The sequence below is a fragment of the Pseudomonas sp. 2822-17 genome, from assembly GCF_002742485.1.
In the GTDB taxonomy this organism is placed as follows: domain Bacteria; phylum Pseudomonadota; class Gammaproteobacteria; order Pseudomonadales; family Pseudomonadaceae; genus Aquipseudomonas; species Aquipseudomonas cyclaminis.
The window spans coordinates 82,442-105,681 of record NZ_LJRZ01000447.1; the positions used below are offsets into that span (position 1 = coordinate 82,442).

The following is a 23,240-nucleotide window of genomic DNA, read 5'->3' on the forward strand; positions in this document are numbered from 1 at the left end:
TGTGGTGAGCGGGCTTGTCTCGCTCACCACAACGTTATGTGTCAGCTTTCAGGAGCTATGTGGATACCTGTGCCGCGATTGCGGCGGTATGTTGCAAGGCCATCCACGCCATAAAGGTTTGCAACCGGGTGGTGAAGTTATCGCCTTGCGCTTCGGGATTTCGCGCTTCAAACAGAAAGAATGCCACCTGTGTGATCATCGTCGGATAACACCGCACGAACAGCGCGACATGTTCTTCAAGCGTCTGCGGCCACGTCGTCGCCTCTTCCGAGCGCAACACATGCGTGGCCCGCACCACCTTGCGCGACGCTTCACGCTGCAAGCGCAGGCGTTGCGGCTCGGCATCGGCCTGCGCGATACGTGCGAGATAGCCCGCCAACACCTGTTCAAAGTCAGCATTCAGCGCCACGGCGATCTCGCGTGAAGGCCGAAACCGCTCGAACTGCTGCGACAGGTCATTGCCCCACAGGCAGCGGCAATGGTGCTTGAGCCAAACCCCCCAGCTGTGCGTGTTTTCAGGCGCCAGGACTTGCGCACGACTGCCAATATCGAAATCCACCTTGATGACCTCCGGGTGGCGCTGCTCCAGCGCCTGGCGGATCGCTTCCAGGCGTTCCAATAGCGGCGCAGTCGGCGGTTCGCGCAGCACCAGCGTGAGGTCAAGGTCAGAGACCCCGGGCGTGGCGTCTGCCCTGGCGACACTGCCGTACAGATAGATCCCATCGAGACCCAGATCATCCTGCGACAGCGACGCGCAGACATCCTCAAGCAGTGGTTGAAACTCAGGCTGCACGGGGCTATCGGTGACGCTGAGGATGTAACCGTTGAGGTCGATGTTCGACAGGCTCATGACTGTTTCTTCCAGTGTTCATAAAACGCCAGCGCCGCCACGTTCTTGTCCTTGGCTTCCAGCATGATGTCGAAGCGCTCCAGAAACTGCAGCGCGTAGTCGTTGGTCCAGCGGTTCCACATTTGCGCACTGTGGCCGTACAGGTCGCGCTTGGACACCACCTGCAACAGCGCGTCCATTTCCAGCTTGTGCTCGGCGTCGAAACCCAGCTCCTGCAGGCTTTCCTGGGGTTGGGAGTAATGCATCGTCGGGCGTACGCCGCGCCAACTGTCGATCACGCGAGCGACACGTTCGCTGTTGGGGTCGATGTACTCGTTTTCGTTGATCCAGCAGTGGTGAATGTCGAGCACCACCGGCGCGAGGTCGGCGACTTGCAGGCAGTGGTCGAGGCCATAAGTCTTTTCATCGTTTTCAAAGGTGATGCAGTTGCGCGCCACCTCGGACAAACGCAACCACACGGCGCGGGTGCCTTCCACGCCGAGGCGCCCGGCGATGTGCACGTTGCACTTGAGGTCCTGGAAGCGCCGACCGTAGCCCATCATGCGGATCATGTCGGCGTGGTATTCGAATTCGGCGAGGCTGTTTTCCACCACGCCGGGGTTTTCCGAACCCAGCACGCAGTATTGGCCGGGGTGGAACGACAGCCGAATATCCGAGGCGCGCGCCAGCTCGCCGATGGCGGCGAAACCTTCGATCAATTGGCGTTCGATGGCAGGGTCTTTATAAACGTCGGCGACTTTAGGATGGCTGTAGAACGGCAGCAGGTCGCTGCTCAGGCGCAGCATGCGCAAGGTCGGCGGCAGGTCGGCGACATAGGCCAGCAGGCGTAACTGTGCCGCCAGGTTATGGGTGACCACTTCGACCAGCTTGTCGCGGGCGACCTGCGGCGTGACTCCGTCCATCCAGCGCAAGGTGGTGGTGCGCGGGTTGAAGGGGCCTTCGATCAGCTTGAGGGCGCTGGCCGACAATAGGCGTTCAGGATGCTTGTACTGGCAGGCAAAGCCAATGCGAGGGTGTGTCATGGAGGCGCCCGGCGAAAGGAAAGGACAGGATGATACGGCGTTAGGCGTGGGCTCAGGCAGCGGGTTCATAATATTTAGACACTGATCACCCTGAACTTTCTGACAAGCGCCGCGCTCACTTCCTATGCGCTGCCGCGCCCAGATGCGTTGGATAGCTACGTTGAAACAACGCGACGTTGAAAAAAAAGCTACGTTGAAACAGACAAGGAGCCGCCATCACCATGACTACCCTCTCCACTTATCGCCGCACGCCAGGCCCGCTGCATGCGACCTTGCTCGCCGGCACCGTGCCGCTGTTTCTCGGCGCCCTGCTCAGTGACATTGCCTACACCCAGACCTACCAGATTCAATGGGCCAACTTCGCCTCCTGGCTGATTGCCGGTGCCTTGGTATTCGGTGGTTTTGCGCTGCTGTTTGCACTGATCAACCTGCTGCGCGCCGAGCGCAAGGCCGGGCAGCCCACGCTGTATGTCCTGCTGCTGTTGGTCACCTGGGTCCTGGGCTTGGTCAACGCCTTCCAACACGCCAAGGATGCCTACGCCGCCATGCCGACCGGCCTGGTGTTGTCGGCAATCGTGATGCTGCTGACGCTGGCAGCCACGTGGACTGGCCTGCGTTCGGGAGGTGCCAAATGAAAACGTCCAATACATTGACCCTGTTGAGTGCCGCCCTGCTGCTGAGTGCCTGTGGTGGCGAAGGCGATAAAACCCAGGCCCGTGGCCCTGATCCCAAGTTGCCCGAGCAGCAAAGCAGCCTGCTGCCGAGCATGAAGATCGCCGAGCCCGCGCCGTGGGGCGAGCAGAAACCCAAAGTGCCCGAGGGTTACAGCGTGACCGCAATCGCCACCGACCTGGCGATTCCGCGCCAGACCCTGGTGCTGCCCAACGGTGACATCCTCGTCGCCGAAGGCCGTGGCGGCAGTGCGGCCAAGCTCAAGCCCAAGGATGTGATCGCCAGCCTGATCAAGGCCGAGGGCAACACCAAGGTCAAGGGCGGCAACCGCCTGACCCTGCTGCGCGACGCCGACGGTGACGGCACCTACGAGCTGAAAACCGTGTTCGCCGACAACCTCAACGCGCCCTACGGCCTGGCATTTGCCGACGGCAAGCTCTACGTGGCCAACCAGGATGCGCTGGTGCGGTTCGACTACACCGACGGCCAGACCAAGGCCAGTGGCGCGCCGGTCAAAGTCACCGACCTGCCGGCACAGATCAACCACCACTGGACCAAGTCCCTGGCCGTGAGTGCAGACGGGCGCCAGCTCTACGTGGGTATCGGCTCCAACAGCAACGTGACCGAACGGGGCATGGAAGTGGAAATCGACCGCGCCATGGTCTGGCAGATCGACGCCGCCACCGGCGCGCACAAGCCCTATGCCACCGGGCTGCGCAACCCGACGGCGCTGACCATCCAACCGGACTCCGGGCAATTGTGGACAGTAGTCAACGAACGCGACGAACTCGGCCCCGACCTGGTGCCGGATTACCTGACGTCGGTGCGTGAAGGCGCGTTCTACGGCTGGCCCTACAGCTACTGGGGCCAGAACGTCGACCCGCGTGCGCAACCGCAGAACCCGGCCAAAGTCGCGGCCGCGATCAAGCCCGATTACAGCCTGGGCTCCCATGTGGCGGCGCTCGGTGTGGACTTCTCCATCCCGGCCATGGGCGAGAAATTCGCCGATGGGGTGTTCGTCGGCGAGCACGGCAGTTGGAACCGTGAGAATCCGGTGGGCTACAAGGTGATCTTTGTGCCGTTCAGCAATGGCAAACCGGCGGGCGAGCCGATTGATTTCGCCACCGGCTTCCGTGGCGACGACGGCAAGACCCGTGGCCGCCCGGTGGGTGTGACGGTGGACCCCAAGGGTGCACTGATCATTGCCGATGACTTGGCCAATACGGTGTGGCGAGTGACGCGCAACCAATAGCAGCGGATGCGGGGTTTTCTGCTACAGAAAAGCCCGTACATGGAGTTCGCGTTACAGGTCAGTGATTTCCTTGTGACGCGGCACCAAAGTCTTCATCACGCTCCAGGCCACCAGGTAAGCCAGCGCGCAGATGGCGAACATGATCATGTAGCCAGTGTGGATATCGTTGATCGACTTGTAGTAGTCGAACACCCAACCGCCGATCTTGGTCATCACCACGCCGCCGATCCCACCGGCCATGCCGCCAATGCCGACCACCGAGGCCACGGTTTTCTGCGGGAACATGTCCGACACGGTGGTGAAGATGTTGCACGACCACGCCTGGTGCGCAGACGCACCCACGCCGATCAGCAATACCGGAACCCAGAAGCTGATATAGCCCAGGGGCTGCGCCAGCAGTACCACCAGCGGGAACAGCGCGATCACCAGCATGGCTTTCATGCGGCCGTCGTACGGAGCATCGCCGCGGGCCATGAAGTAGCTGGGGAACCAGCCGCCGCCGATACTGCCGACCATGGTCATGCTGTACAGCACCGCCAGCGGCATGACGATATCGGCGCCTTTCATGCCGTATTGCGCCGACAGGTAAGTCGGTAGCCAGAACAGGAAGAACCACCACACGCCGTCGGTCATGAACTTGCCGAAGGCAAAGGCCCAGGTCTGGCGGTAGGTCAGCAGCTTGAACCACGAAACTTTCTTCTCGGACGTGCCAGCCGGGGCTTTGGTGTGTGGCTGTACGGTCTGGTCACTGCGGATATAGGCCAGTTCTTCGGCCGACAGGCGTTTTTGCTGCTCGGGCTTTTCATACACCGCCGCCCACACCGCCACCCACAGGAAGCCGAGCATGCCGATCACCATGAAGGCGGCCTCCCAGCCCCACATACCGGCAATCAGCGGCACGCAGATCGGCGCCAGGATTGCGCCGACATTGGCACCGGAGTTGAAGATACCGGTCGCGAAGGACCGCTCCTTCTTGGGGAAATATTCGGCGGTGGCCTTGATCGCAATCGGGAAATTACCTGCCTCGCCAATCGCCAGCACTGCACGGGAGAGCATGAAGCCGGCAATCGATACCGGAATCACCGCCAACCCAATCGCGCCGCTGACGGCGGCGATGCCCTCACCCATCTGCACCGAGAACGCATGCATGATGGCGCCGGTGGACCAGATGGCAATCGCGACCACATAGGCGGCCTTGGTACCGATCTTGTCGACAAACCGCCCGGCAAACAGCATGGAAATCGCATACACGAACTGGAACACCGCCGCGATGTTGGCGTAATCCGTGTTGCTCCAGCCAAATTGCGTGGACAACTGCGGCGCCAACAGGCTGAGCACCTGACGGTCGAGGTAGTTGACGGTGGTGGCGAAAAACAACATCGCACAGATGGTCCAGCGATAGTTGCCTACCGCCTGACCCACGCGGTGGGCGCTGATGGGCTCGTTCAGATTCATGGCATCACTTTTTATTTTTGTTAGTCAGGACATATGTAACGTCATATGTCGTCGTACAACTGCGGCTTTTATAGCGAGACGCCTGAGCGGTGTCAATCTCAAAGATTAACGTTTGTCTAGGTACCACATGGTTACGAGAAGTTTCACGGAGACTCAGTTGTAGGATGACAAATACGCAAGACCAGGCTGGGCGCCTGGCCAGGCACATCGTCAAGAAGGCCGAAGTGCTGCATGCCAACCTTTTCCAACACGCGGATCGAGGCGGCGTGATCGGGTCGCACCAGCCCGAACACTTGGGGCACGTTCAGGTTTTCAAAGGCCAACGCCAGGGCATCGCGGGCAAGTTCGGTGGCATAGCCCTGCCCCCACGCCTCCACGGCAAAACGGTAGCCGAGGTTGATGCGGCGCTCGGTGGCCATTGGGTTGATCCTCTCTCAAGATGCCGCTCTTTTTTGTCGTGAGCGGGCTTGTTGTGGTGAGCGGGCTTGCCCCGCGCTGGGCTGCGCAGCGGCCCCATCAGAACCACCCCCGTTTTTCCAGACAAACCGAGCTGTATGGTTTTGGGGCTGCTTCGCAGCCCAGCGCGGGGCAAGCCCGCTCACCACAGAAGCCCGCCCATCACAAAAGCCAGCTCACTATCAGGGAGCTCGTGGAGCTGGAAAATTGCGCTTCCCACAGGTGGTTCTGCACCCGGTTGAGAAAAAATACACCTGCGGGTGAATTATTTCGTGTCCGCTTGTATCTGAACTGACAGAGCGGTGCTATCGCGGTGATAGCACCACCCCTGTTCGGTTTTAGAGTGGTTCGCATGAAATTACGTAAAAAAAGCGTTAAACCCATCGGGTTGAAGGACATCACCATCGTCGACGATGCCAAGGTGCGCAAGGCGATAACCGCCGCCGCCCTGGGCAATGCCATGGAATGGTTCGACTTCGGTGTCTACGGGTTTGTCGCCTATGTGCTCGGTAAAGTGTTCTTTCCGGACGCCTCCCCCAGCGTACAAATGATCGCCGCACTGGGTACGTTCTCCGTGCCATTCCTGATTCGCCCGCTGGGTGGCCTGTTCTTCGGCGCGCTCGGCGATAAGTACGGGCGACAGAAAGTCCTCGCCGCCACCATCGTGATCATGTCCCTGAGCACCTTCGCCATCGGCTTGATTCCCGGCTACGCCTCCATCGGCATCTGGGCGCCGATCCTGTTGCTGCTGTGCAAAATGGCCCAGGGTTTCTCGGTGGGGGGTGAATACACCGGCGCGTCGATTTTCGTCGCCGAATACGCCCCGGACCGCAAGCGCGGTTTCCTCGGCAGCTGGCTGGACTTCGGCTCGATTGCCGGTTTTGTGCTGGGTGCCGGTGTGGTGGTGCTGATCTCCAGCGTGCTCGGCGAAGCCGAATTTGAAGCGTGGGGCTGGCGCCTGCCGTTCTTCCTCGCCCTGCCCCTGGGCATCATCGGCCTGTACCTGCGCCATGCGCTGGAAGAAACCCCAGCGTTCCAGCAGCACATGGACAAGCTCGAACAAGGCGACCGCGAAGGCCTGACCCATGGTCCCAAGGTCTCGTTCAAGGAAGTCGCCACCAAGCATTGGCGCAGCCTGCTGACCTGCATCGGCATCGTCGCGGCGACCAACGTGACGTACTACATGCTGCTCACGTACATGCCGAGCTACCTGTCCCACAACCTGCATTACAAAGAAAACAGCGGCGTGCTGATCATCATCGCGATCATGGTCGGCATGCTGTTTGTGCAGCCGTTCATCGGTTTTGTCAGCGACAAGATCGGTCGCAAGCCCTTCATCATCGCCGGTAGCGTTGGCTTGCTGTTCCTGTCGATCCCGGCATTCATGCTGATCACCAGCGGCAAGATCGGCCTGATCTTCGCCGGTCTCCTGATCCTGGCGGTGATCCTCAACTTCTTCATCGGTGTGATGGCCTCGACGTTGCCGGCGATGTTCCCCACCCACTTGCGCTACAGTGCATTGGCCAGTGCGTTCAACGTTTCGGTGCTGATCGCCGGTGTGACCCCGACCGCCGTGGCCTGGCTGGTGGAAAGCACCAATGACCTGTTCATGCCCGCCTATTACCTGATGGTGTTTGCCGTGGTCGGCCTGATCACCGGCCTGACCATGAAGGAAACCGCCAACAAGCCCCTGCGTGGCGCGGCACCGGCGGCGTCGGACATGGAAGAAGCCAAGGAGTTGCTGCAGGAACACCACGACAATATCGAGCAGAAGATCGAAGACATCGACGCCGAAATTGCTGCATTGGAAGCCAAGCGCCAGAATCTGGTACAACAGCATCCGCGAATCAATTAAGCCCTGACCGTGCGTGGTGGCCCAGGCCACCACGCTTTTGGAGTGTTCAGCATGCTTCCCAGCGTCACCTCAGCACAATCGTTACTCAGCGCAGACGAACGCGCCGCCATCGCCGAAATAGAAGCCACCACCAGCATCCTGCAATTGGTCACCCGTCTGACCGGCATGCGCTTTGCCGGCATCGCCAAGTTCACCGATCTGGAATGGGTGGTCTGCTCGGTCCACGACCCCATGGCAATGGGGATCCATGTGGACGACGTGCTCGACCTCGAAACCACCCTGTGCAGCGAGTTCTGCATCAACCCCCAGACCTTGTTCATCCCGCAAGTCAGTGCAAACGGCCGCTTCGCCGCACGCCCGGTGGTCAAGCAGTTCGCCATCGAAAGCTACGCCGGTGCGCCGATCTTCCTGCCCGACGGCCGATTGTTCGGCGCGCTGTGTGCCTTGGATTCACAGGCAATGCTGTTTGACGACCCCAACCTGCCAGAAACCCTGAGCCTGTTTGCGCGGCTGATCGGCTGCATTTTTTTCGCTAACCTGACGCAGAGCGATCGCTGAATCCAGGCTTGCCGCGCAACCCGGCGATATCGCGCTTGGGCGGCACTCCAAACAGCCGGCTGTATTCGCGGCTGAACTGCGAAGGGCTTTCATAGCCCACTTTGAACGCCGCGCTGGACACATCCTGATGCTCGTTGAGCATCAACCGGCGCGCCTCGTTCAAGCGCAGCCACTTCTGATACTGCAATGGGCTCATTGCCGTGAGTTGGCGAAAGTGATGATGGAAAGTCGCCGCGCTCATCTGCACCCGCGCCGCCAGGTCTTCAACGCGCAGTGCCGCGTCGTAATTGAGCTTGAGCCAGTCAATCGCCTTGGCGATGCGATACCCCTGCCCGTCCACCGAACAGATCTGGCGCAGTCGATCCGACTGGTCACTCTGCAATAGCCGGTAGTGGATTTCGCGCTGGATCAACGGCGCGAGGACCGGGATCGCTTCGGGCTCATCGAGCAACGCCACCAGCCGCGCAAATGACGCCAGCATGCCCTCGGTGACCACACCGATGCCGACCCCCTTCAGCGCAGAGCGCTCGCGCTTGGGCGGCAACTCACTCTGGGCTATAAGCTCGGCCAATATGCGCAGGTCCAGCTTGAAGGTCAGCCCCAGGCACGGCCGCGCAGGGCTCGCTTGCAGCACTTCGGAATTGGCCGGTATATCCAGCGACGTCACCAGAAAGCGCGACGTGTCATACGGATACCCTTCGCCGCCTACCCATAACTGCTTCTGACCTTGGGCGACCAGCACGATGCTCGGTTCGACCATGCACACCACCGGCGTGCACGGCTGCTCGCGCCGATAAAACCCCAGGCCTGGGATTGGCATGGGGCTGTCCCCAGGTGCGCCGATGCGCGAAGCGATGGCGTGAATCAGCGCGTCCAGATTGTTCTTCATAACCCGCCCTTTTTCGTTGGTTCACGAACTGTACCCCGCACAGCCCATGGCGTCCCCGGCAAACCCACAGACTCAGAGCATCAGGCAAGTAATCCAGCGCAACGCACTACAGAACCTACGGACACACCGGGAAAATGTACGGACCAACCCCTTCAAGGATCCACCCATGAAACGCCTCTTGCTTGCCCTGGGTTTGCTGGTGACGTCGTTAACTGCTCTGGGAGCCGATATGTCCAACGGTGCTGACAACTTCTACACAAGCGACAAGGTGACAGTCGAAAAGGTCACCTTCAACAACCAATACGGCCTGCAGGTTGCCGGCAACCTGTTCGTGCCGAAAAACCTCGCCGCTGGCGCAAAAAACCCTGCAATCATCGTCGGCCACCCCATGGGGGCCGTCAAAGAACAGAGCGCCAACCTGTATGCCGCCAAAATGGCCGAACAGGGCTTCGTCACACTGTCCCTGGACCTGTCGTTCTGGGGCGAAAGCGCCGGTGCACCGCGCAATGCGGTGCTGCCCGACCTCTACGTCGAAGACTTCAGCGCCGCCGTGGACTTCCTCGGCACCCGGCCGATGGTCGACCGTGAGCGCATCGGCGTGATCGGTATCTGCGGCAGCGGCAGCTTTGCCATTGCTGCCGCAAAAATCGACCCACGCCTCAAGGCCATCGCCACCGTCAGTATGTACGACATGGGCGCGGCCAACCGCAACGGGCTCAAGCACGGCGTCACGCTGGAACAGCGCCGGCACATCCTGCTGCAGGCGGCGAACCAGCGCTACGTGGAATTCCAGGGCGGCGAAACCCTCTACACCAGCGGCTCGCCGCTCACGCTGACGGGCGACCCGGTGGGTGACGAGTTCTTCGATTTCTACCGCACCCCACGCGGCCAAGTCACGCCTGCCGGTGCATCGCCACAGACCACCACCATGCCGACGCTGACCAGCAACGTGAAGTTCATGAACTTCTACCCGTTCAACGACATCGAGACGATTTCCCCGCGCCCACTGCTGTTGATTACGGGTGCCAACGCCCACTCCCGCGAGTTCAGCGAGGACGCCTACCAGCGTGCGGCCGAACCGAAAGAACTGCTCATCATCCCCAATGCGGGCCATGTGGATCTGTACGACCGGGTCAACCTGATTCCGTTCGCCCAGCTCACCGCCTTCTTCAAGAACAACCTCAAGTGAAGCCCGGTCACTCGACTGCACCGCACTGGGGCGCGGTGCTCGCCATGTCCCTGGCGGCCTTTACATTGGTCGCCTCGGAGTTTATGCCGGTGAGCCTGCTGACGCCGCTGGCGGCTGACCTCGACATCACTCAGGGACAGGCCGGTCAAGGCATCTCTGTGTCGGGGCTGTTTGCCTTGCTCACCAGCCTGGTGATTGCCGCCGTGGCGGCCCGGGTGGATCGCAAGCGCCTGCTGGTGGCACTGACCCTGCTGATGATCGTGTCCGGGACGGTGGTAGCACTTGCGCCGAATTACCTGATCTTCATGCTGGGGCGTGTGCTGATCGGCGTGGCGATTGGTGGGTTTTGGTCCCTGTCGGCTGCCACCGCCATGCGCCTGGTGCCCGAAGCCCAAGTGCCGCGTGCCTTGGCCATGGTCAACGGCGGCAACGCCCTTGCAACGGTGATTGCCGCGCCGCTCGGCAGCTTTCTCGGCGGGATGATCGGCTGGCGTGGCGCGTTTTTCTGCGTGGTGCCGGTGGCAGTGATTGCCGTGGTGTGGCTGCTGATCAGCCTGCCGTCGATCAAAACCCACGGCGACGCAAAGACCACCAATGTGCTGCGCCTGATGAAACACCCGCCGGTGGCCATCGGCATGCTCGCCGTCAGTGTGTTTTTCATGGGCCAGTTCATGTTGTTCACCTACCTGCGACCGTTTCTGGAAACCGTCACTCAAGTCAGCGTATCCCTGTTATCGCTGATGCTGCTGGTACTCGGCCTGGCCGGTCTGGCGGGCACGTTCCTGATCGAACGGTTTTTGAAGCGCAGCCTGTATCCCACGCTGATTGCTATCCCACTGCTGATGGCGTTGATCGCCCTGGCCTTGGTCGCTTTCGGCAGCTCGACCGGGATGACGACCCTGTTGCTGGGACTCTGGGGCCTGGTCGCCACCGCCGCCCCCGTAGGCTGGTGGACCTGGCTGGCAAACACCCTGCCCGACAATGCCGAGGCTGGAGGCGGCTTGATGGTCGCGATCATCCAGTTGGCGATTGCTTCAGGTGCCACAGTGGGAGGCGTGGTGTTTGATATCAGTGGTTATCAGGCGACGTTCGAGTTGAGTGCGACGCTGCTGTGCGTGGCCGCGTTGCTGGCGTGGGCGGCACGCCGGGTCAGTTATCGCGCCGGGCGCTTGAGCACCGCCTGACGCGCTCAACCTTTTTCCAGGGCCGCCGATAAGCTGTCATACCCCTGACATGCAGCGAGGCCCTGCGCGAAATAATGCCCAACTCTCTCGCTCCGATCGTTCGCTCGCTGTCCACCCGTACCAGCCTGTCGCTGACGCGCACGTCACTATTCAACTTCATGGTCCTGTTGGCCGTTGTCTTTGCGGCAGCGGCTTACTCGCTGCTTTACATTGCCCATGAGCTGGACCACACCGAGCAGGCCGAAAGCGCGTTTCATACCCGCAAAGCCATGCAGTCCATGGAAAAAGCCATGCGGGTGACGGTCAAGGATTACGCATTCTGGAGCGATGCCTACAGGCACCTGCATATCGAGGTCGACAAGGAGTGGGCCTACGCCCGTGGCAATATCGGCTCGACACTGTTCCATGATTTCGGCTTTCAAGGCCTGTTTGTGGTCAACGACGCCAACCGCACCGTCTACGCGGTGGTCGAGGGCGAACTGCAAGCCTTTGAAATCAGCGAATGGCTCGACCAGCCCCTGACCCAGCTTCTCGAACAGGCCCGCGCCGGTGCCGACGACGAAACCCCCGTGAGCACGTTCATCAACGTACGCGGCAGCCCGGCGCTGGTGGCCGCCGCCGCGATCACTCCTGGCACCGACCCCACTGTGGTTACGGATGGCCGGCCAGCCTCGGTGCTGATCTTCGTCGACATTCTCGACAGCGCCAAACTGGGCCGGATCGGCAATGACTTTGGCGTGGACAACCTGCACATCGCCAGCCCTGACGACATCGCCAAGGGCGTGTTTCTGCCACTCGGCGACCACGGCAGCGCCGGCAGCCTGTACTGGCAGCCGGAACAGCCCGGCCGGCGCTTGATTGGTGTCGGCCTGCCCTTGCTGGGCCTGGCCGCGTTGCTGGTGTGCCTGATGACGTGGATGATTTTGCGCCGCAGCACCGCCGCTGCCCTGGCCCTGGATGCCAGTCATAGTTCATTGCAAACCAGCCAGAGCGCCTTGGCCACCAGCGAAGCGCGCTTTCGCGATGTAGTGGAAGCCAGCTCCGACTGGGTCTGGGAGATCAATGCCGCCTGGCGTTTCACCTACCTGTCGGAGCGTTTCGAAAGCGTGACCGGATTGGCCCGCGGCGCATGGATCGGCGCAGCCATGAATGACCTGCTGGGCACCGAAGACGGGCTGTTGTCACAGTGGTTGTGCACGCCCGGCAGGCGCCCGGACCTTAGCGTGCTATGCCTGTATGTGGATGCCAAAGGACTGGAGCGCACCACCCGACTATCGGCGCGGGAAATGCCGTGCGGCGGGTTTCGCGGCACGGCCACCGACGTGACCGAAGAGGTCGAGGCGCGCAGACGCATCGAGTTCCTGTCCCAGCACGACGCCCTGACCGGGCTGCCCAATCGCACGCGCCTGCAAGCCTTCCTCGACGCCAAGCTCAAGGCACTGCCGACCCTTGAGCAACCCGTGGTGATGCTCAGCCTGGACCTGGACCGCTTCAAGCCGGTCAATGACTTGCTCGGACATGCCGCCGGCGACCGTGTGCTCAACGAAGTGTCGAGCCGCCTGACCGATTGCGTGCGCCACGGCGACCTCGTGGCGCGGGTTGGCGGCGATGAGTTTGTGCTGATCCTCAGCGAGGCCGGCACCCTGAACGAAGTCGAAAACCTGTGCCGCCGCTTGATCGCTTCCATCGAGCGGGCCATCCGCATCGACGAGCAGGAAGTGTTTATCAGCGCCAGCATCGGCATTGCCCTGGCGCCCAATGACGCCAGCGCCGTCACCGAACTGCTGCGCTACGCCGACATCGCGCTGTACGAGGCCAAGTCCGCTGGGCGCAATACCTGGCGCTTTTACTCCGGCGAGATGAATGCGCGGATCATCGAGCGTCGTCGCCTGGAGAGTGATCTGCGCTACGGCATCACGCATGGGGAATTGCGCCTGCACTTCCAGCCGCGTTATCGCATTGCCGATGGCCAGATGGTCGGCGCCGAGGCGCTGGTGCGTTGGCAACACCCGGACCGCGGCCTGATCGCGCCAGACACCTTTATCCCGATTGCCGAAGAGTCAGGTTTGATCCTGTCGCTGAGCGATTGGGTGCTGGAAACCGCGTGCGCCTGTGCCGCGCAGTGGCCGGATGGGTTGTTCGTATCGGTGAACCTGTCGCCCACCGAGTTCAAGCGCGGCAACCTGATGGAACGCGTGCGCCACGCCTTGCAGGTCTCGGGGATCGACCCGGCGCGGATGGAACTGGAAATCACCGAAAGCGTCATGCTCGAAGACGCCGTCGGTGCGCTGGACGTGATGCGCGCCCTCAAGCAACTGGGCATCCGCATTGCCATGGACGATTTCGGCACTGGGTATTCCTCGCTGAGCTACCTGCGTGCGTTCCCGTTCGATGGTTTGAAGATCGACCGCAGCTTCCTGACCCGGCTGGAAGACAGCGAGGACGACCAAGCCATCATCCACGCCATCGTCGGACTGGGCCGCGCCCTGGCGCTGACGGTCACCGCCGAAGGCATCGAAACCGCCGAACACCTGGCGATGCTCAAGGCCGTGGCCTGTGACGAGGGCCAGGGTTACTTCCTCAGCCGCCCCCTGGATATCGACGCGTTCAACCGCTTGCTGGGCCCTGCTTGAAGAACAGGCTCGGCGTCTTGCCGAACTGTTTCTTGAACATGCTGGTGAAGGCGCTCGGGCTGTCGTAGCCCAGCTCCAGCGCCACGTCGATGATCTTCTCCCCGATCGCCATGCGTTCCAGAGCCAGTAGCAGCCGCGCCTGCTGACGCCATTGGCCAAAGGTCATGGCGGTTTCCTTGCGGAACAGACGCTGGATGGTCTTCTGATCCAGGCCCAGGCGCTCGCTCCAGTCCGCTACCGTCGAGGCATCGCCCGGATCCTGTTGCAGCGCCAGGCAAATCCGCTGGATCCGCGGGTCGGCCGGTTGCGGCAGGGATAACGGCAACGCGGGCAGGTCAGCCAGTTCGTCGAGGATCAGGTGCATGATCCGCGCATCCCGCGAATCCTCGGCATACGGCGGCTTGAGGCTGACCGAGGCTTTGATCAGCTCGCTCAGCAGCGGCGAGATGCTCACCGCCTTGGTTTCGGTGGGCAGATTGGGGAAGCTGTCGGGGCGCACAAACACGCTGCGCATTTTCAGCGGGCCCACACAGCGCAGGGAATGCACGTGCCCGCAGGGCATCCAGAAGCCGCGATTGGGCGGCACGGTCCACTGGTTCTGCGCCGAATGCACTACCATGACCCCTTCGGTCGCGTAGAGCAGTTGATGCTTCTCGTGGCTGTGATCGGGGATCACCCAGTTTTCCGGATAGTCGGTGGCCGAACTGATCACGGCCCACTCGCCTTCGTCGATCTCCTGCAGGAATTTATCCAGTGATTTGATCATTTAGCCCTTTTTGCGACAGTTACCGCCCGAATTTCGTGAGACAGACATTTTTACTGAATCTAGCATAAACCCCGAAACAATTTGAAATGGACCGCCGACCACGTATCGGCGGCCCCTGTTCACCGCCTTGTATGGAATGCCTGCATGTCGACACTCACCGCGTCACCCGCCACTGCCACCCCTGCGCCCCAAGCAAGCCCCCTGGTCATGCGCATCCTCGGCGCCTGTGCGCTGGCGCACTTGATCAATGACCTGATCCAGGCCGTGCTGCCGTCTATCTACCCGATGCTCAAGGCCAACTACGGGCTGACGTTTGCCCAGGTGGGGCTGATCACCCTGACCTTCCAACTGACCGCCTCGCTGCTGCAACCGTGGATCGGCTACCACACTGACCGTCATCCCAAGCCCTGGCTGCTGCCGGCCGGCATGGTGTGCACCTTGATCGGTATTCTGATGCTGGCATTTGTCGGCAGCTTCCCGGCGATCCTGCTGGCGGCAGGGCTGGTGGGCGTGGGCTCGTCGACCTTCCACCCGGAAACCTCCCGCGTGGCGCGCCTGGCCTCCGGCGGGCGCTACGGCCTGGCGCAGTCGACCTTCCAGGTCGGCGGCAACACTGGCAGTGCCTTGGGCCCGTTGCTGGCAGCGGCGATCATCATTCCCTACGGCCAGGGCAATATCGCCTGGTTCGGGCTGTTTGCCGTGTTCGCGATCCTGGTGCTGTACGGCTTGAGCCGCTGGTACCGCAGCCACCTCAACCTGTTCAAGCTCAAGCAAGGCGGCAAAGCCACCCACGGCTTGTCCAAAGGCCGCGTGACGTTTGCCCTGGTGGTGCTGGCAGTGCTGGTGTTCTCCAAGTACTTCTACATGACCAGCCTGACCAGTTACTTCACGTTTTACCTGATTGAAAAATTCCACCTGTCGGTATCGAGTTCCCAGATGTACCTGTTCCTGTTCCTCGGTGCGGTGGCCGTGGGCACCTTCGCGGGTGGACCTATCGGCGACAGGATCGGGCGCAAGAAAGTCATCTGGTTCTCGATCCTTGGTGCCGCGCCGTTCACCCTGGCCCTGCCCTATGTCGACCTGTTCTGGACGGCCGTGCTCAGCGTGGTAATCGGTTTTATCCTGGCCTCGGCGTTCTCGGCCATCGTGGTATTTGCCCAGGAGTTGGTGCCTGGCAACGTCGGCATGATCGCCGGGATATTTTTCGGCCTGATGTTCGGCTTCAGCGGGATTGGCGCGGCGTTGCTCGGTTTGCTCGCCGATACCCACGGCATCGAGTACGTCTACAAACTGTGCTCGTTCCTGCCGCTGGTGGGCATCCTGACGGTCCTGTTGCCATCGACCAAAGGGATCTGACTGGCCGATCATCGGCTGGCTGTGTGCCATTACCCAGAAAGCTCTGAAAAACCTGCGTGTGCGCTTACAATCCCGGTTTGAACGCACACCAGGCAGATCCTGCAAGACATGACGCTCGACCCTCCTACGATTCTGGCACTCACCGTTGCCCTGGCAGCCGCTGCCGCCCTTTACCTGTTGGTTGAATGGCGCAGCGTGCGCGAGCCCTCGCTGCTGTTGTGGAGCAGCGGTTTCGCCACCATCACCATTGGCTCCACCTTGGCCCTGCTGCGCATCAATGGCTTTTTAGTCATCGGTATCTGGTTCGCCAACGGTTTGCTGGTGACCGCACACTTCCTGTTTCTGCTCGGCGTAGCGCGGTTTACTCAAGTGCGGGTGTCGCGTGCCTGGGTCCTGATGCCCGTGATCTGGTTCGCCATGCTCGCCTTGCCAGCCGACCCGTCCTGGTCCAAGGCCATGCTGGCGGTGCAATCGCTGTTGGTCGCCCTGCCCACCCTGCGCGCCAGTTTCCTGCTGCGGCCCCATGGCCGGTCCCTGAGCGTCGGCGCGGTGCAGCTGCGTTTCGTGCTGCTGCTCCACGGGATCTTTTACGTGGCCAAGGCACTGTCGGTGGTGATCCCCGGCACTTTGATCGACCTCGCCGCCTTCAAGGGCGAAATCATCCAGGTCTCCCTGGTCGAAGGCGCCATGGCAATCATGCTGATCGCCCTGTCCATGACCGGCTCCGAACGCTACCGCCGCGAACAACACATCGCCCGCCTCGCGGCCCGCGACCCACTCACCGCCCTCTACAACCGCCGCGCCCTTGACCTGCGCGCCCCGCGCCTGCTGGCCCAGGTCTCCCCAACCCAACCCGGCGCCCTGCTGCTGATCGACATCGATAACTTCAAAGGCGTCAACGACCTCCACGGGCACACGGCTGGCGACCGCCTGCTGATTGCCCTGAGCGAAATGATCCGTGCCGTCGTGCCCCAAGGCGCATTGGCGGCGCGGCTGGGCGGCGATGAGTTTGTGATCCTGCTGAACCCGGCGTCGACCGAGCAGATCGTCGAGCTGGGCAGCAACCTGCGCGGGCAGTTCCAACAACTGGCCGCGCAGAGCTTCAGCACCCCGCAGCCCGTGACCCTGAGCATCGGCGCCAACCTGTTCGATCAGCCGCCGGAAAGCCTGGCGGCGTTGATCGAGCAAGGTGATTCGACGTTGTATGAGTCCAAGCGGGGTGGGCGGGACAGTATTCGGTTGGTGGATCGGACCGGCGTCAGTACCTAGCGCTAGAGATCGTAACTAACCCCCACACTCCGCCCCGTCCTCACCGACTCCAACGCACACTCCGCCAAATGCAACGCATACAACCCATCCCGCACGCTGGTGGGCAGTTCGCGACCGTCGTTGAGCGCGTCAATGAACTGGGTCAGCTCATTGCGATAGGCATCCGCATACCGCTCCAGGAAAAAGTGCTGCAACGGTTCCAGCGCTTCAGTGTGCTCGGCCCCCCAGTGGCGCAAGGTGCTGGGTCGGTGGTTGTCGGTGAGCAGGACGCCGGTGGCGCCGGAGACTTCGACGCGTTGGTCGTAGCCGTACACCGCCTGACGGCAGCAGTTGATGTGGCATTGCTTGCCGGAGGCCGTGCGCAGCAGGACCATGACGCTGTCGTAGTCGTCGATCTGTTCCAGGGTGGGGTCGACCAGGCGGCTGGCAATGGCGCTGACTTCCACGGGTTCTTCGCCGAGCAGGTGGCGGGCGGTGTCGAAGTCGTGGATGGTCATGTCGCGCAGGATGCCGCCGGAGTGCGCCAGGTAGTCACGCGGGGCCAGGCCGGGGTCGCGACTGGTGATGATGACTTGGCGCACGGCGCCGATCTGGCCGGCGTCGAGGGCTTGGCGCAGGCGCAGCATGTCGGGGTCGAAGCGACGGTTGAAGCCAAGCATGACATTGCCACCCTGGCGCTCCACGGCCTGGGCGGCACTGCGGGCCTTGGCGATGTCGAGGTCGATGGGTTTTTCGCAGAGTACCGCTTTGCCTTCGGCCACCGCCGCCAGCATCAGGTCGATATGGGTGTCGGTCGGGGTGCCGATCACGACGGCGTCGATGTCTTTGCGGGTGAGCACGGCGGCGCAGTCGTAGGCCGCTTCGCAGCCCAGTTGCGTGCTGAGCGCATCGACCCCTTCGCGCCAGGGATCGGCCACCAGCACCAGCGTGGCGTTGGGGTGGGCGGCGACGTTGGCGGCGTGGATCCTGGCGATGCGCCCGGCACCTAGAACAGCGATACGTAACATGGTTGAACTCCTGATGTTGTTTTTAAAGGGAGTACTCAGTCCGGCAGGTTGAACGGTGTGACGATCTGCACCTGTGACGGCGCAATCGGCCCGGCCTTCCATAGCCGATGGTGTTGCAGGATGTGCAGGAACACATGGCGCGCATCGATCTGCAGGTTGTGGTCGATGATCGCGGCGACTTTTTCTTCGCGTAGTAACTGGCGGTTTTCTTCGTCGAGGTCGTGGCCGATAAACACCTCCAGCGGGCGCTCCAGGGCGGCAAAGGCATCGACGATTGCGCGGTTGCCGCCGCCGACGCTGTACACCGCCTTGAGTTCTGGATGTTGTTTTAGCGCCTGGCTCACGCGGTCGAACGTGCGGTCGTACACGCCGTAGCCGCCGCTGATGTCCAGCACCCGCAAGTGCGCCGCCCGGCCACGCAACCAGGCGCGAAAGCCCATCTCGCGCTCTTCTTCGCCACGGAACAGTTCGCTGCCGATCACCACGGCCACGTCCTGGGGCTGCGCCGGCAGCCAGCGGGACATCAGATAGGCGGCCGTCTGGCCGGCGGTGCGGTTGTCCATGCCCACGTAGCCGATGCGCTCGCTTTGCGGCAGGTCCGTCACCAAGGTCACCACGGGAATGCCCGCCGCGATCAGTTGCTTGACCGCCTGGTTCACCGCTGGCTCATCGGCGGCCTTGAGCACCACGCCCTGGCTGCCGGTGTCGAGGCAACGCAGCAACTGGTCGTGCATGGCCTGAGGCTCGATTTCTTCGAACAGGTGAAAGCGCGGTGCAATACGAAACGGCGCCAGGCTACCCAGTTGCGCGACGATCGCCGCCTGTACCGCCGCGCTGAAGCGCTGGGGCGTGTGCATGATCACGTCGACATGGAAGGTGCGCCCCACCGCCAGGCCGTTTTTTTCCTGGGACTCCAACTCATCCAGCGCCTGCTCGATGCGCCGCGAGGTCTGCGCATGCACGCTGCCGCGCTGGTGCAGCACGCGGTCGACCGTGGCTTTGCTCACACCGGCCTGCGTCGCGAGTTGCTTGATGGAGAAATGTTTTGCACGTTCGAGCATGGGTTTCGCCTGAGGTGTTTTTGAGGTCTTATTTGGGCGTTACTGAGGTTTTGCAATGCTAGTCTCCGTTTTGCCCGCCGTCGAGCCGGGCGATGAAAACAACAACAAATCCAGGAGAACTTCATGCCCAACACCGATCTCGCCACCTCGTTCAGCGGCCAGTACTTTGTCGTCACCGGCAGCACCCAAGGCCTGGGCGCGGCGGTGGCCCACACCCTGGCACGACGCGGCGCCGCCGGGCTGATCATCTGTGGCCGTCGTCGTGCCCAGGGTGAAGAGCAAGTGCGGCAACTGGCGCAACTGGATTGCCAGGCAATTTTTGTCGAGGCGGACCTGGAAAAAGTCGAGGATTGCCGGGCGATCATCGACGCGGCACGCACCCACTTCGGCACCTTGCATGGGCTGGTGAACTGCGCGGGGATGTCGGACCGCGGCACCATCCTCGACACCTCGCCGGAGCTGTTCGAGCGGCTGTTTGCGGTGAATGTGCGGGCACCGTTTTTCCTGATGCAGGAAGCGCTCAAACTGATGATCAGCAACGGCGTGGAAGGCGCCGTGGTGAATATCCAGAGCGTCACCGGGCATGGCGGGCAGTCGTTTTTGAGTGCCTACGCGGCGTCCAAGGGGGCCCTGGCGATCCTCACCAAGAACGTCGCGTTCAGCGCCCTGCGCAACCGCATCCGGGTGAATGGCTTGAATATCGGCTGGATGGACACGCCCCACGAGGATGATATCCAGCGCCAGTACCACGGTGCCCAGGACGGTTGGCTGGCCAAGGCCGAAAGCGCGCAACCGTTCGGACGCTTGCTCAAGCCCGAGGAAGTGGCGCAGAGCGTGGCGTTTTTACTGTCCAGCGAGTCCGGCATGATGACCGGTTCGGTGATCGATCTGGAGCAAGGCGTGGTCGGTTGTACCGACGGCGGCAGCCCGCAACCGCATCAGGCCCTGAGCCTGTCGGGAGGTGTGTGATGTCGGCATTCGTCAGCGCCGAAGCGGTGCGCCTGGAAGACTTCCAGCGGCTGTGCTCGCAACAGGCCCAGGCCAAGGATTATCCGCTGTGCGCCGAGGTAGTCGGCAATGTGCCGATCTATCGGGCCCACACCCTGCGCAACAGCGACCGCCGTGCGGTGATGGATGAACTGCACCGCCTGTTCCGCGATGGACCGGGGGTGATGGTGGTGCGCCAGGCGTATGAGGACCTGGACGTAGTGGACCGCCATAGCCAGGTGTTCGAGGCGATCTTCGCCACTGAGGCCGCGCAAGGCGTGGCCGCCGATCATTTTGCCAAGGCCGGTAGCAACGGGCGTATCTGGAACTCGCTGCAAAAAGCGGCGTTAGAGTCGCCGCAATCTTTTGTCGAGTATTACGCCAACCCGCTGCTGGGGCTGATTGCCGAAGCGTGGCTGGGGCCGAGTTACCAAGTCACGGCCCAGGTGAATGTGGTGCATCCCGGCGGGCAGGCGCAACAGCCGCACCGGGATTACCACCTGGGCTTCCAGACCGACGACGTGGTGGAGCGCTTTCCGCTGCCGCTGCACGTGCTGTCGCAATACCTGACGTTACAAGGCGCGGTGGCCCACACGGACATGCCGCTGGAAAGCGGACCGACCCAGTTGCTGCCGTTTTCCCAGCAATACGCCTTGGGCTATTTGGCGTGGCGTCGCGAAGATTTCATCGACTATTTCCAGCAGCACGCCGTGCAACTGCCCCTGAACAAGGGCGACCTGCTGTTCTTCAACCCGGCGCTGTTCCATGCCGCCGGCACCAACCGCACCGCCGACCGCCATCGCATGGCCAACCTGCTGCAAATCTCCTCGGCGTTCGGCAAACCGATGGAAGCCCTCGACCGTGACCGCATGATGCTGGCGGTCTATCCGGCATTGCTGGCCAACCCAACGTTGGACGCCCAGGCCGTGATTGCCTGCACGGCCGATGGCTATTCCTTCCCTACCAACCTCGACACCGACCCGCCGCTGCGGGGCCTGGCCCCGCAAACCGGGCAACAGCTGATGCAGCAAGCTCTCAACGAACGCTGGCCCTATTCGGACTTCGCCGCAGCAGTGGCGCAGATGCGGGCCAAGCGTCAGGCATGAATCGCTTTAACAACAACAAAAACAGCGGAGCACCATCATGAAGAAGCAACTCCTTGCGGCACTGTTTACCCTGGCTGTCAGCCCTTGGGCCTTGGCCGATATACGGATCGGCGTGAGCATCGCCCAGGTCGACGATGTGTTCCTCGCGCAAATGCGTGACTACATGGCGACCCACGCCAAGGAACTGCCCGGTGTAACCCTTCAGTTCGAAGACGCCCAGGGCGATGTAGTGCGCCAGCTCAACCAGGTGCAGAACTTCACCGCACAAGGCATGGACGCGATCATCGTCAACGCGGTGGACACCGCCGCCACCCAGAAAATGACGGTGAATGCCCAGCAGGCGAAGATCCCGCTGGTGTATGTAAACCGTCGTCCGGAGTTCAAGGATGTTCCGCCGGGCGTGGGGTACGTGGGCTCGGATGAGATCAAGGCCGGCGAAATCCAGATGCGTTATCTGGCGCAGAAAATGGGCGGCAAGGGCAACCTGGCGATCATGCTGGGGCTGCTGTCGAACAACGCCACGCACAACCGGACGCTGGGCGTGAAGAGCGTGCTCAAGGACTACCCCGATATCAAGATCGTCGAGGAGCAGAGCGCCGAATGGCAGCGCAGCAAGGCGATTGACCTGATGAACAACTGGATTGTCTCGGGCCGCAAAATCGATGCGGTGGCGGCGAATGCCGATGAAATGGCGATAGGCGCGGCCATGGCGATCAGCCAGGCGGGCATGCAACCGGGCAAGGACATATTGGTCGCCGGCAGCGATGGCGGCGCAGCCGGGCTGGATGCAGTCAAAAAAGGCCAGTTGCTGGTGACGGCGTATCAGGACAACAAGGGGCAAGCGGTGGGTTCGATTGACCTGGCGGTGAAGATGGTGAAAAAACAGCCCTACGAGGCTGAGCTGACCATTCCTTACCAGCAGATCACCAAGGACAACTACCAGGCGTTCCTCAACCCTTGATTGATTTGGGTCAGTAAGGGGCTTTTGTGGTGAGCGGGCTTGCCGCGCGAGGCAAGCTCGCTCACCACAGAAGTCAGAGGAACGCCGCAGAGCGTTCATACCAGCCTGGAATTTTTTGGACGGTCATTGCTCCCTCCTCCCCCGCAGCACGATGTACAGCAGCGGTCCCACCGACACGAACACCGCCGTCAGCAAAAAATACGGCACCACCGACAACACCGAGCGCCCTCGCCCACGCGCATCCCGATACATCCATACGCACGCCAATATCGCCATCAGGTACAGGTCGATCACCACTTGCGCGGTGTCCGGCCGCGAGAGCAATTGCTGCCCAAAAGCCCATAACGATTGCTCGGCAGTCAACAGAGTGAACAGGGTGTAGAGGGAAAACCCGAGCAAAGCGGCCAGGGCAATCGAGGGTCTTGGCATGATGTCTTCCTTGAAGTGATCGAGCCCCACCTTAGCGATAAGGTTTGGCCCTCGCAATGACCTTAGAGGTCATTGCGAGGGCCACGAAAAATCCTTTTTGTCGACCTTCACCGCGTTCGGCATGCCTCAGGACATCACACTCACCTCGCTGCGCATCGAGCATCTGATTCCCGCTGACGAGGCGACCTGGCAGGTGATGCGCGCCGCCTTCGCGGACTATTCGGCGCTGGTTTTGTGAAATATCTGTACGTAGACTGCGGCCATACCTCAACTTAAGGCGGCG

Annotated in this window: 20 protein-coding genes and 2 pseudogenes; 13 read left to right on the forward strand and 9 right to left on the reverse strand. The window is 61.8% G+C overall.

Annotation, left to right across the window (positions count from 1 at the left end):
• Positions 1-55: 55 nt before the first annotated feature.
• Together AOA60_RS16380 and AOA60_RS16385 are read right to left on the reverse strand one after the other, a co-directional pair.
• Entirely contained in the window at positions 56-850 is a 795-nt protein-coding gene (locus AOA60_RS16380) for a nucleotidyltransferase domain-containing protein (protein ID WP_099585329.1), read from the reverse strand.
• Positions 847-1,872, reverse strand: a complete 1,026-nt coding sequence (locus AOA60_RS16385) for a UV damage endonuclease UvsE (protein ID WP_099585330.1) — start codon at positions 1,870-1,872, stop codon at positions 847-849. Before AOA60_RS16385 ends, AOA60_RS16380 begins: the two co-directional genes overlap by 4 nt.
• A gap of 221 nt (positions 1,873-2,093) precedes the next feature.
• On the opposite strand from AOA60_RS16385, the gene AOA60_RS16390 reads away from it, so the two are divergent.
• Positions 2,094-2,507, forward strand: coding sequence for a DUF2231 domain-containing protein (locus AOA60_RS16390; protein ID WP_178075369.1), 414 nt, complete (start codon positions 2,094-2,096; stop codon positions 2,505-2,507).
• A complete protein-coding gene (locus AOA60_RS16395) occupies positions 2,504-3,796 on the forward strand; it encodes a sorbosone dehydrogenase family protein (RefSeq protein WP_099585332.1) in 1,293 nt (430 codons plus the stop codon). The genes AOA60_RS16390 and AOA60_RS16395 overlap by 4 nt, the downstream gene beginning before the upstream one ends.
• Before the next feature lie 51 nt (positions 3,797-3,847).
• Here the strand turns inward: AOA60_RS16395 and AOA60_RS16400 are convergent, their stop codons facing one another.
• Together AOA60_RS16400 and AOA60_RS16405 are read right to left on the reverse strand one after the other, a co-directional pair.
• Positions 3,848-5,251 carry an MFS transporter gene (locus AOA60_RS16400; RefSeq protein WP_099585333.1) on the reverse strand — a complete coding sequence of 468 codons (1,404 nt, stop codon included), beginning with the start codon at positions 5,249-5,251 and terminating at the stop codon, positions 3,848-3,850.
• A gap of 143 nt (positions 5,252-5,394) precedes the next feature.
• A pseudogene (locus AOA60_RS16405) lies at positions 5,395-5,664 on the reverse strand (GNAT family N-acetyltransferase); the annotation flags it as partial.
• A gap of 395 nt (positions 5,665-6,059) precedes the next feature.
• Between AOA60_RS16405 and proP the strand changes: the two are divergent.
• Both proP and AOA60_RS16415 read left to right on the forward strand, forming a co-directional pair.
• Positions 6,060-7,562: a glycine betaine/L-proline transporter ProP gene (gene proP / locus AOA60_RS16410; RefSeq protein ID WP_099585334.1), complete on the forward strand. Its 1,503-nt coding sequence runs from the start codon at positions 6,060-6,062 to the stop codon at positions 7,560-7,562.
• Positions 7,563-7,613: 51 nt separating this feature from the next.
• The gene (locus AOA60_RS16415) at positions 7,614-8,120 is read left to right on the forward strand and encodes a GAF domain-containing protein (RefSeq protein ID WP_099585335.1); all 507 of its coding nucleotides are present in this window, start codon (positions 7,614-7,616) and stop codon (positions 8,118-8,120) included.
• On the opposite strand, the gene AOA60_RS16420 is transcribed toward AOA60_RS16415, so the two are convergent.
• A complete protein-coding gene (locus AOA60_RS16420; RefSeq protein ID WP_099585336.1) occupies positions 8,095-9,009 on the reverse strand; it encodes an AraC family transcriptional regulator in 915 nt (304 codons plus the stop codon). The two genes, AOA60_RS16415 and AOA60_RS16420, sit on opposite strands and share 26 nt — an antisense overlap.
• Positions 9,010-9,175: 166 nt before the next feature.
• Between AOA60_RS16420 and AOA60_RS16425 the strand changes: the two genes are divergently transcribed.
• From AOA60_RS16425 to AOA60_RS16435, 3 genes are all read left to right on the forward strand, one after another.
• Positions 9,176-10,198 (forward strand): alpha/beta hydrolase, encoded by a 1,023-nt coding sequence (locus tag AOA60_RS16425; protein WP_099585337.1) that lies wholly within the window; start codon positions 9,176-9,178, stop codon positions 10,196-10,198.
• 44 nt (positions 10,199-10,242) lie between these two features.
• Positions 10,243-11,382 carry an MFS transporter gene (locus AOA60_RS16430; protein WP_099585387.1) on the forward strand — a complete coding sequence of 380 codons (1,140 nt, stop codon included), beginning with the start codon at positions 10,243-10,245 and terminating at the stop codon, positions 11,380-11,382.
• Positions 11,383-11,456: 74 nt separating this feature from the next.
• Positions 11,457-14,015, forward strand: a complete 2,559-nt coding sequence (locus AOA60_RS16435; protein ID WP_099585338.1) for an EAL domain-containing protein — start codon at positions 11,457-11,459, stop codon at positions 14,013-14,015.
• Here the strand turns inward: AOA60_RS16435 and AOA60_RS16440 are convergent.
• Positions 13,990-14,781: a helix-turn-helix domain-containing protein gene (locus AOA60_RS16440; RefSeq protein ID WP_099585339.1), complete on the reverse strand. Its 792-nt coding sequence runs from the start codon at positions 14,779-14,781 to the stop codon at positions 13,990-13,992. The two genes, AOA60_RS16435 and AOA60_RS16440, sit on opposite strands and share 26 nt — an antisense overlap.
• Positions 14,782-14,925: 144 nt before the next feature.
• Here AOA60_RS16440 and AOA60_RS16445 point away from each other — a divergent pair, with 144 nt between their 5' ends.
• Complete coding sequence (locus AOA60_RS16445; protein ID WP_099585340.1) at positions 14,926-16,137, forward strand: MFS transporter; 1,212 nt, start codon at positions 14,926-14,928, stop codon at positions 16,135-16,137.
• 108 nt (positions 16,138-16,245) lie between these two features.
• Entirely contained in the window at positions 16,246-17,406 is a 1,161-nt protein-coding gene (locus AOA60_RS16450; protein ID WP_099585341.1) for a GGDEF domain-containing protein, read from the forward strand.
• A 2-nt stretch (positions 17,407-17,408) separates the two neighbouring features.
• Here the strand turns inward: AOA60_RS16450 and iolG are convergent, their stop codons facing one another.
• Together iolG and AOA60_RS16460 are read right to left on the reverse strand one after the other, a co-directional pair.
• A complete protein-coding gene (gene iolG / locus AOA60_RS16455) occupies positions 17,409-18,413 on the reverse strand; it encodes an inositol 2-dehydrogenase (RefSeq protein ID WP_099585342.1) in 1,005 nt (334 codons plus the stop codon).
• A 35-nt stretch (positions 18,414-18,448) separates the two neighbouring features.
• Positions 18,449-19,474 (reverse strand): LacI family DNA-binding transcriptional regulator, encoded by a 1,026-nt coding sequence (locus AOA60_RS16460; RefSeq protein ID WP_099585343.1) that lies wholly within the window; start codon positions 19,472-19,474, stop codon positions 18,449-18,451.
• Positions 19,475-19,597: 123 nt separating this feature from the next.
• On the opposite strand from AOA60_RS16460, the gene AOA60_RS16465 reads away from it, so the two are divergent.
• The 3 genes from AOA60_RS16465 to AOA60_RS16475 are packed head-to-tail and all read left to right on the forward strand — an operon-like array spanning position 19,598 to position 22,528.
• Positions 19,598-20,443 carry an SDR family oxidoreductase gene (locus AOA60_RS16465; protein WP_099585344.1) on the forward strand — a complete coding sequence of 282 codons (846 nt, stop codon included), beginning with the start codon at positions 19,598-19,600 and terminating at the stop codon, positions 20,441-20,443.
• Positions 20,443-21,567: a phytanoyl-CoA dioxygenase family protein gene (locus AOA60_RS16470; RefSeq protein WP_099585345.1), complete on the forward strand. Its 1,125-nt coding sequence runs from the start codon at positions 20,443-20,445 to the stop codon at positions 21,565-21,567. The genes AOA60_RS16465 and AOA60_RS16470 overlap by 1 nt, the downstream gene beginning before the upstream one ends.
• A gap of 37 nt (positions 21,568-21,604) precedes the next feature.
• On the forward strand, positions 21,605-22,528 hold the full coding sequence (locus AOA60_RS16475) for a sugar ABC transporter substrate-binding protein (RefSeq protein WP_099585346.1): 924 nt from the start codon (positions 21,605-21,607) through the stop codon (positions 22,526-22,528).
• 123 nt (positions 22,529-22,651) lie between these two features.
• Here the strand turns inward: AOA60_RS16475 and AOA60_RS16480 are convergent, their stop codons facing one another.
• Complete coding sequence (locus tag AOA60_RS16480; RefSeq protein ID WP_099585347.1) at positions 22,652-22,957, reverse strand: DUF2834 domain-containing protein; 306 nt, start codon at positions 22,955-22,957, stop codon at positions 22,652-22,654.
• An 85-nt stretch (positions 22,958-23,042) separates the two neighbouring features.
• On the opposite strand from AOA60_RS16480, the pseudogene AOA60_RS16485 reads away from it, so the two are divergent.
• A pseudogene (locus tag AOA60_RS16485) lies at positions 23,043-23,195 on the forward strand (transcriptional regulator); the annotation flags it as partial.
• Positions 23,196-23,240: the final 45 nt, after the last annotated feature.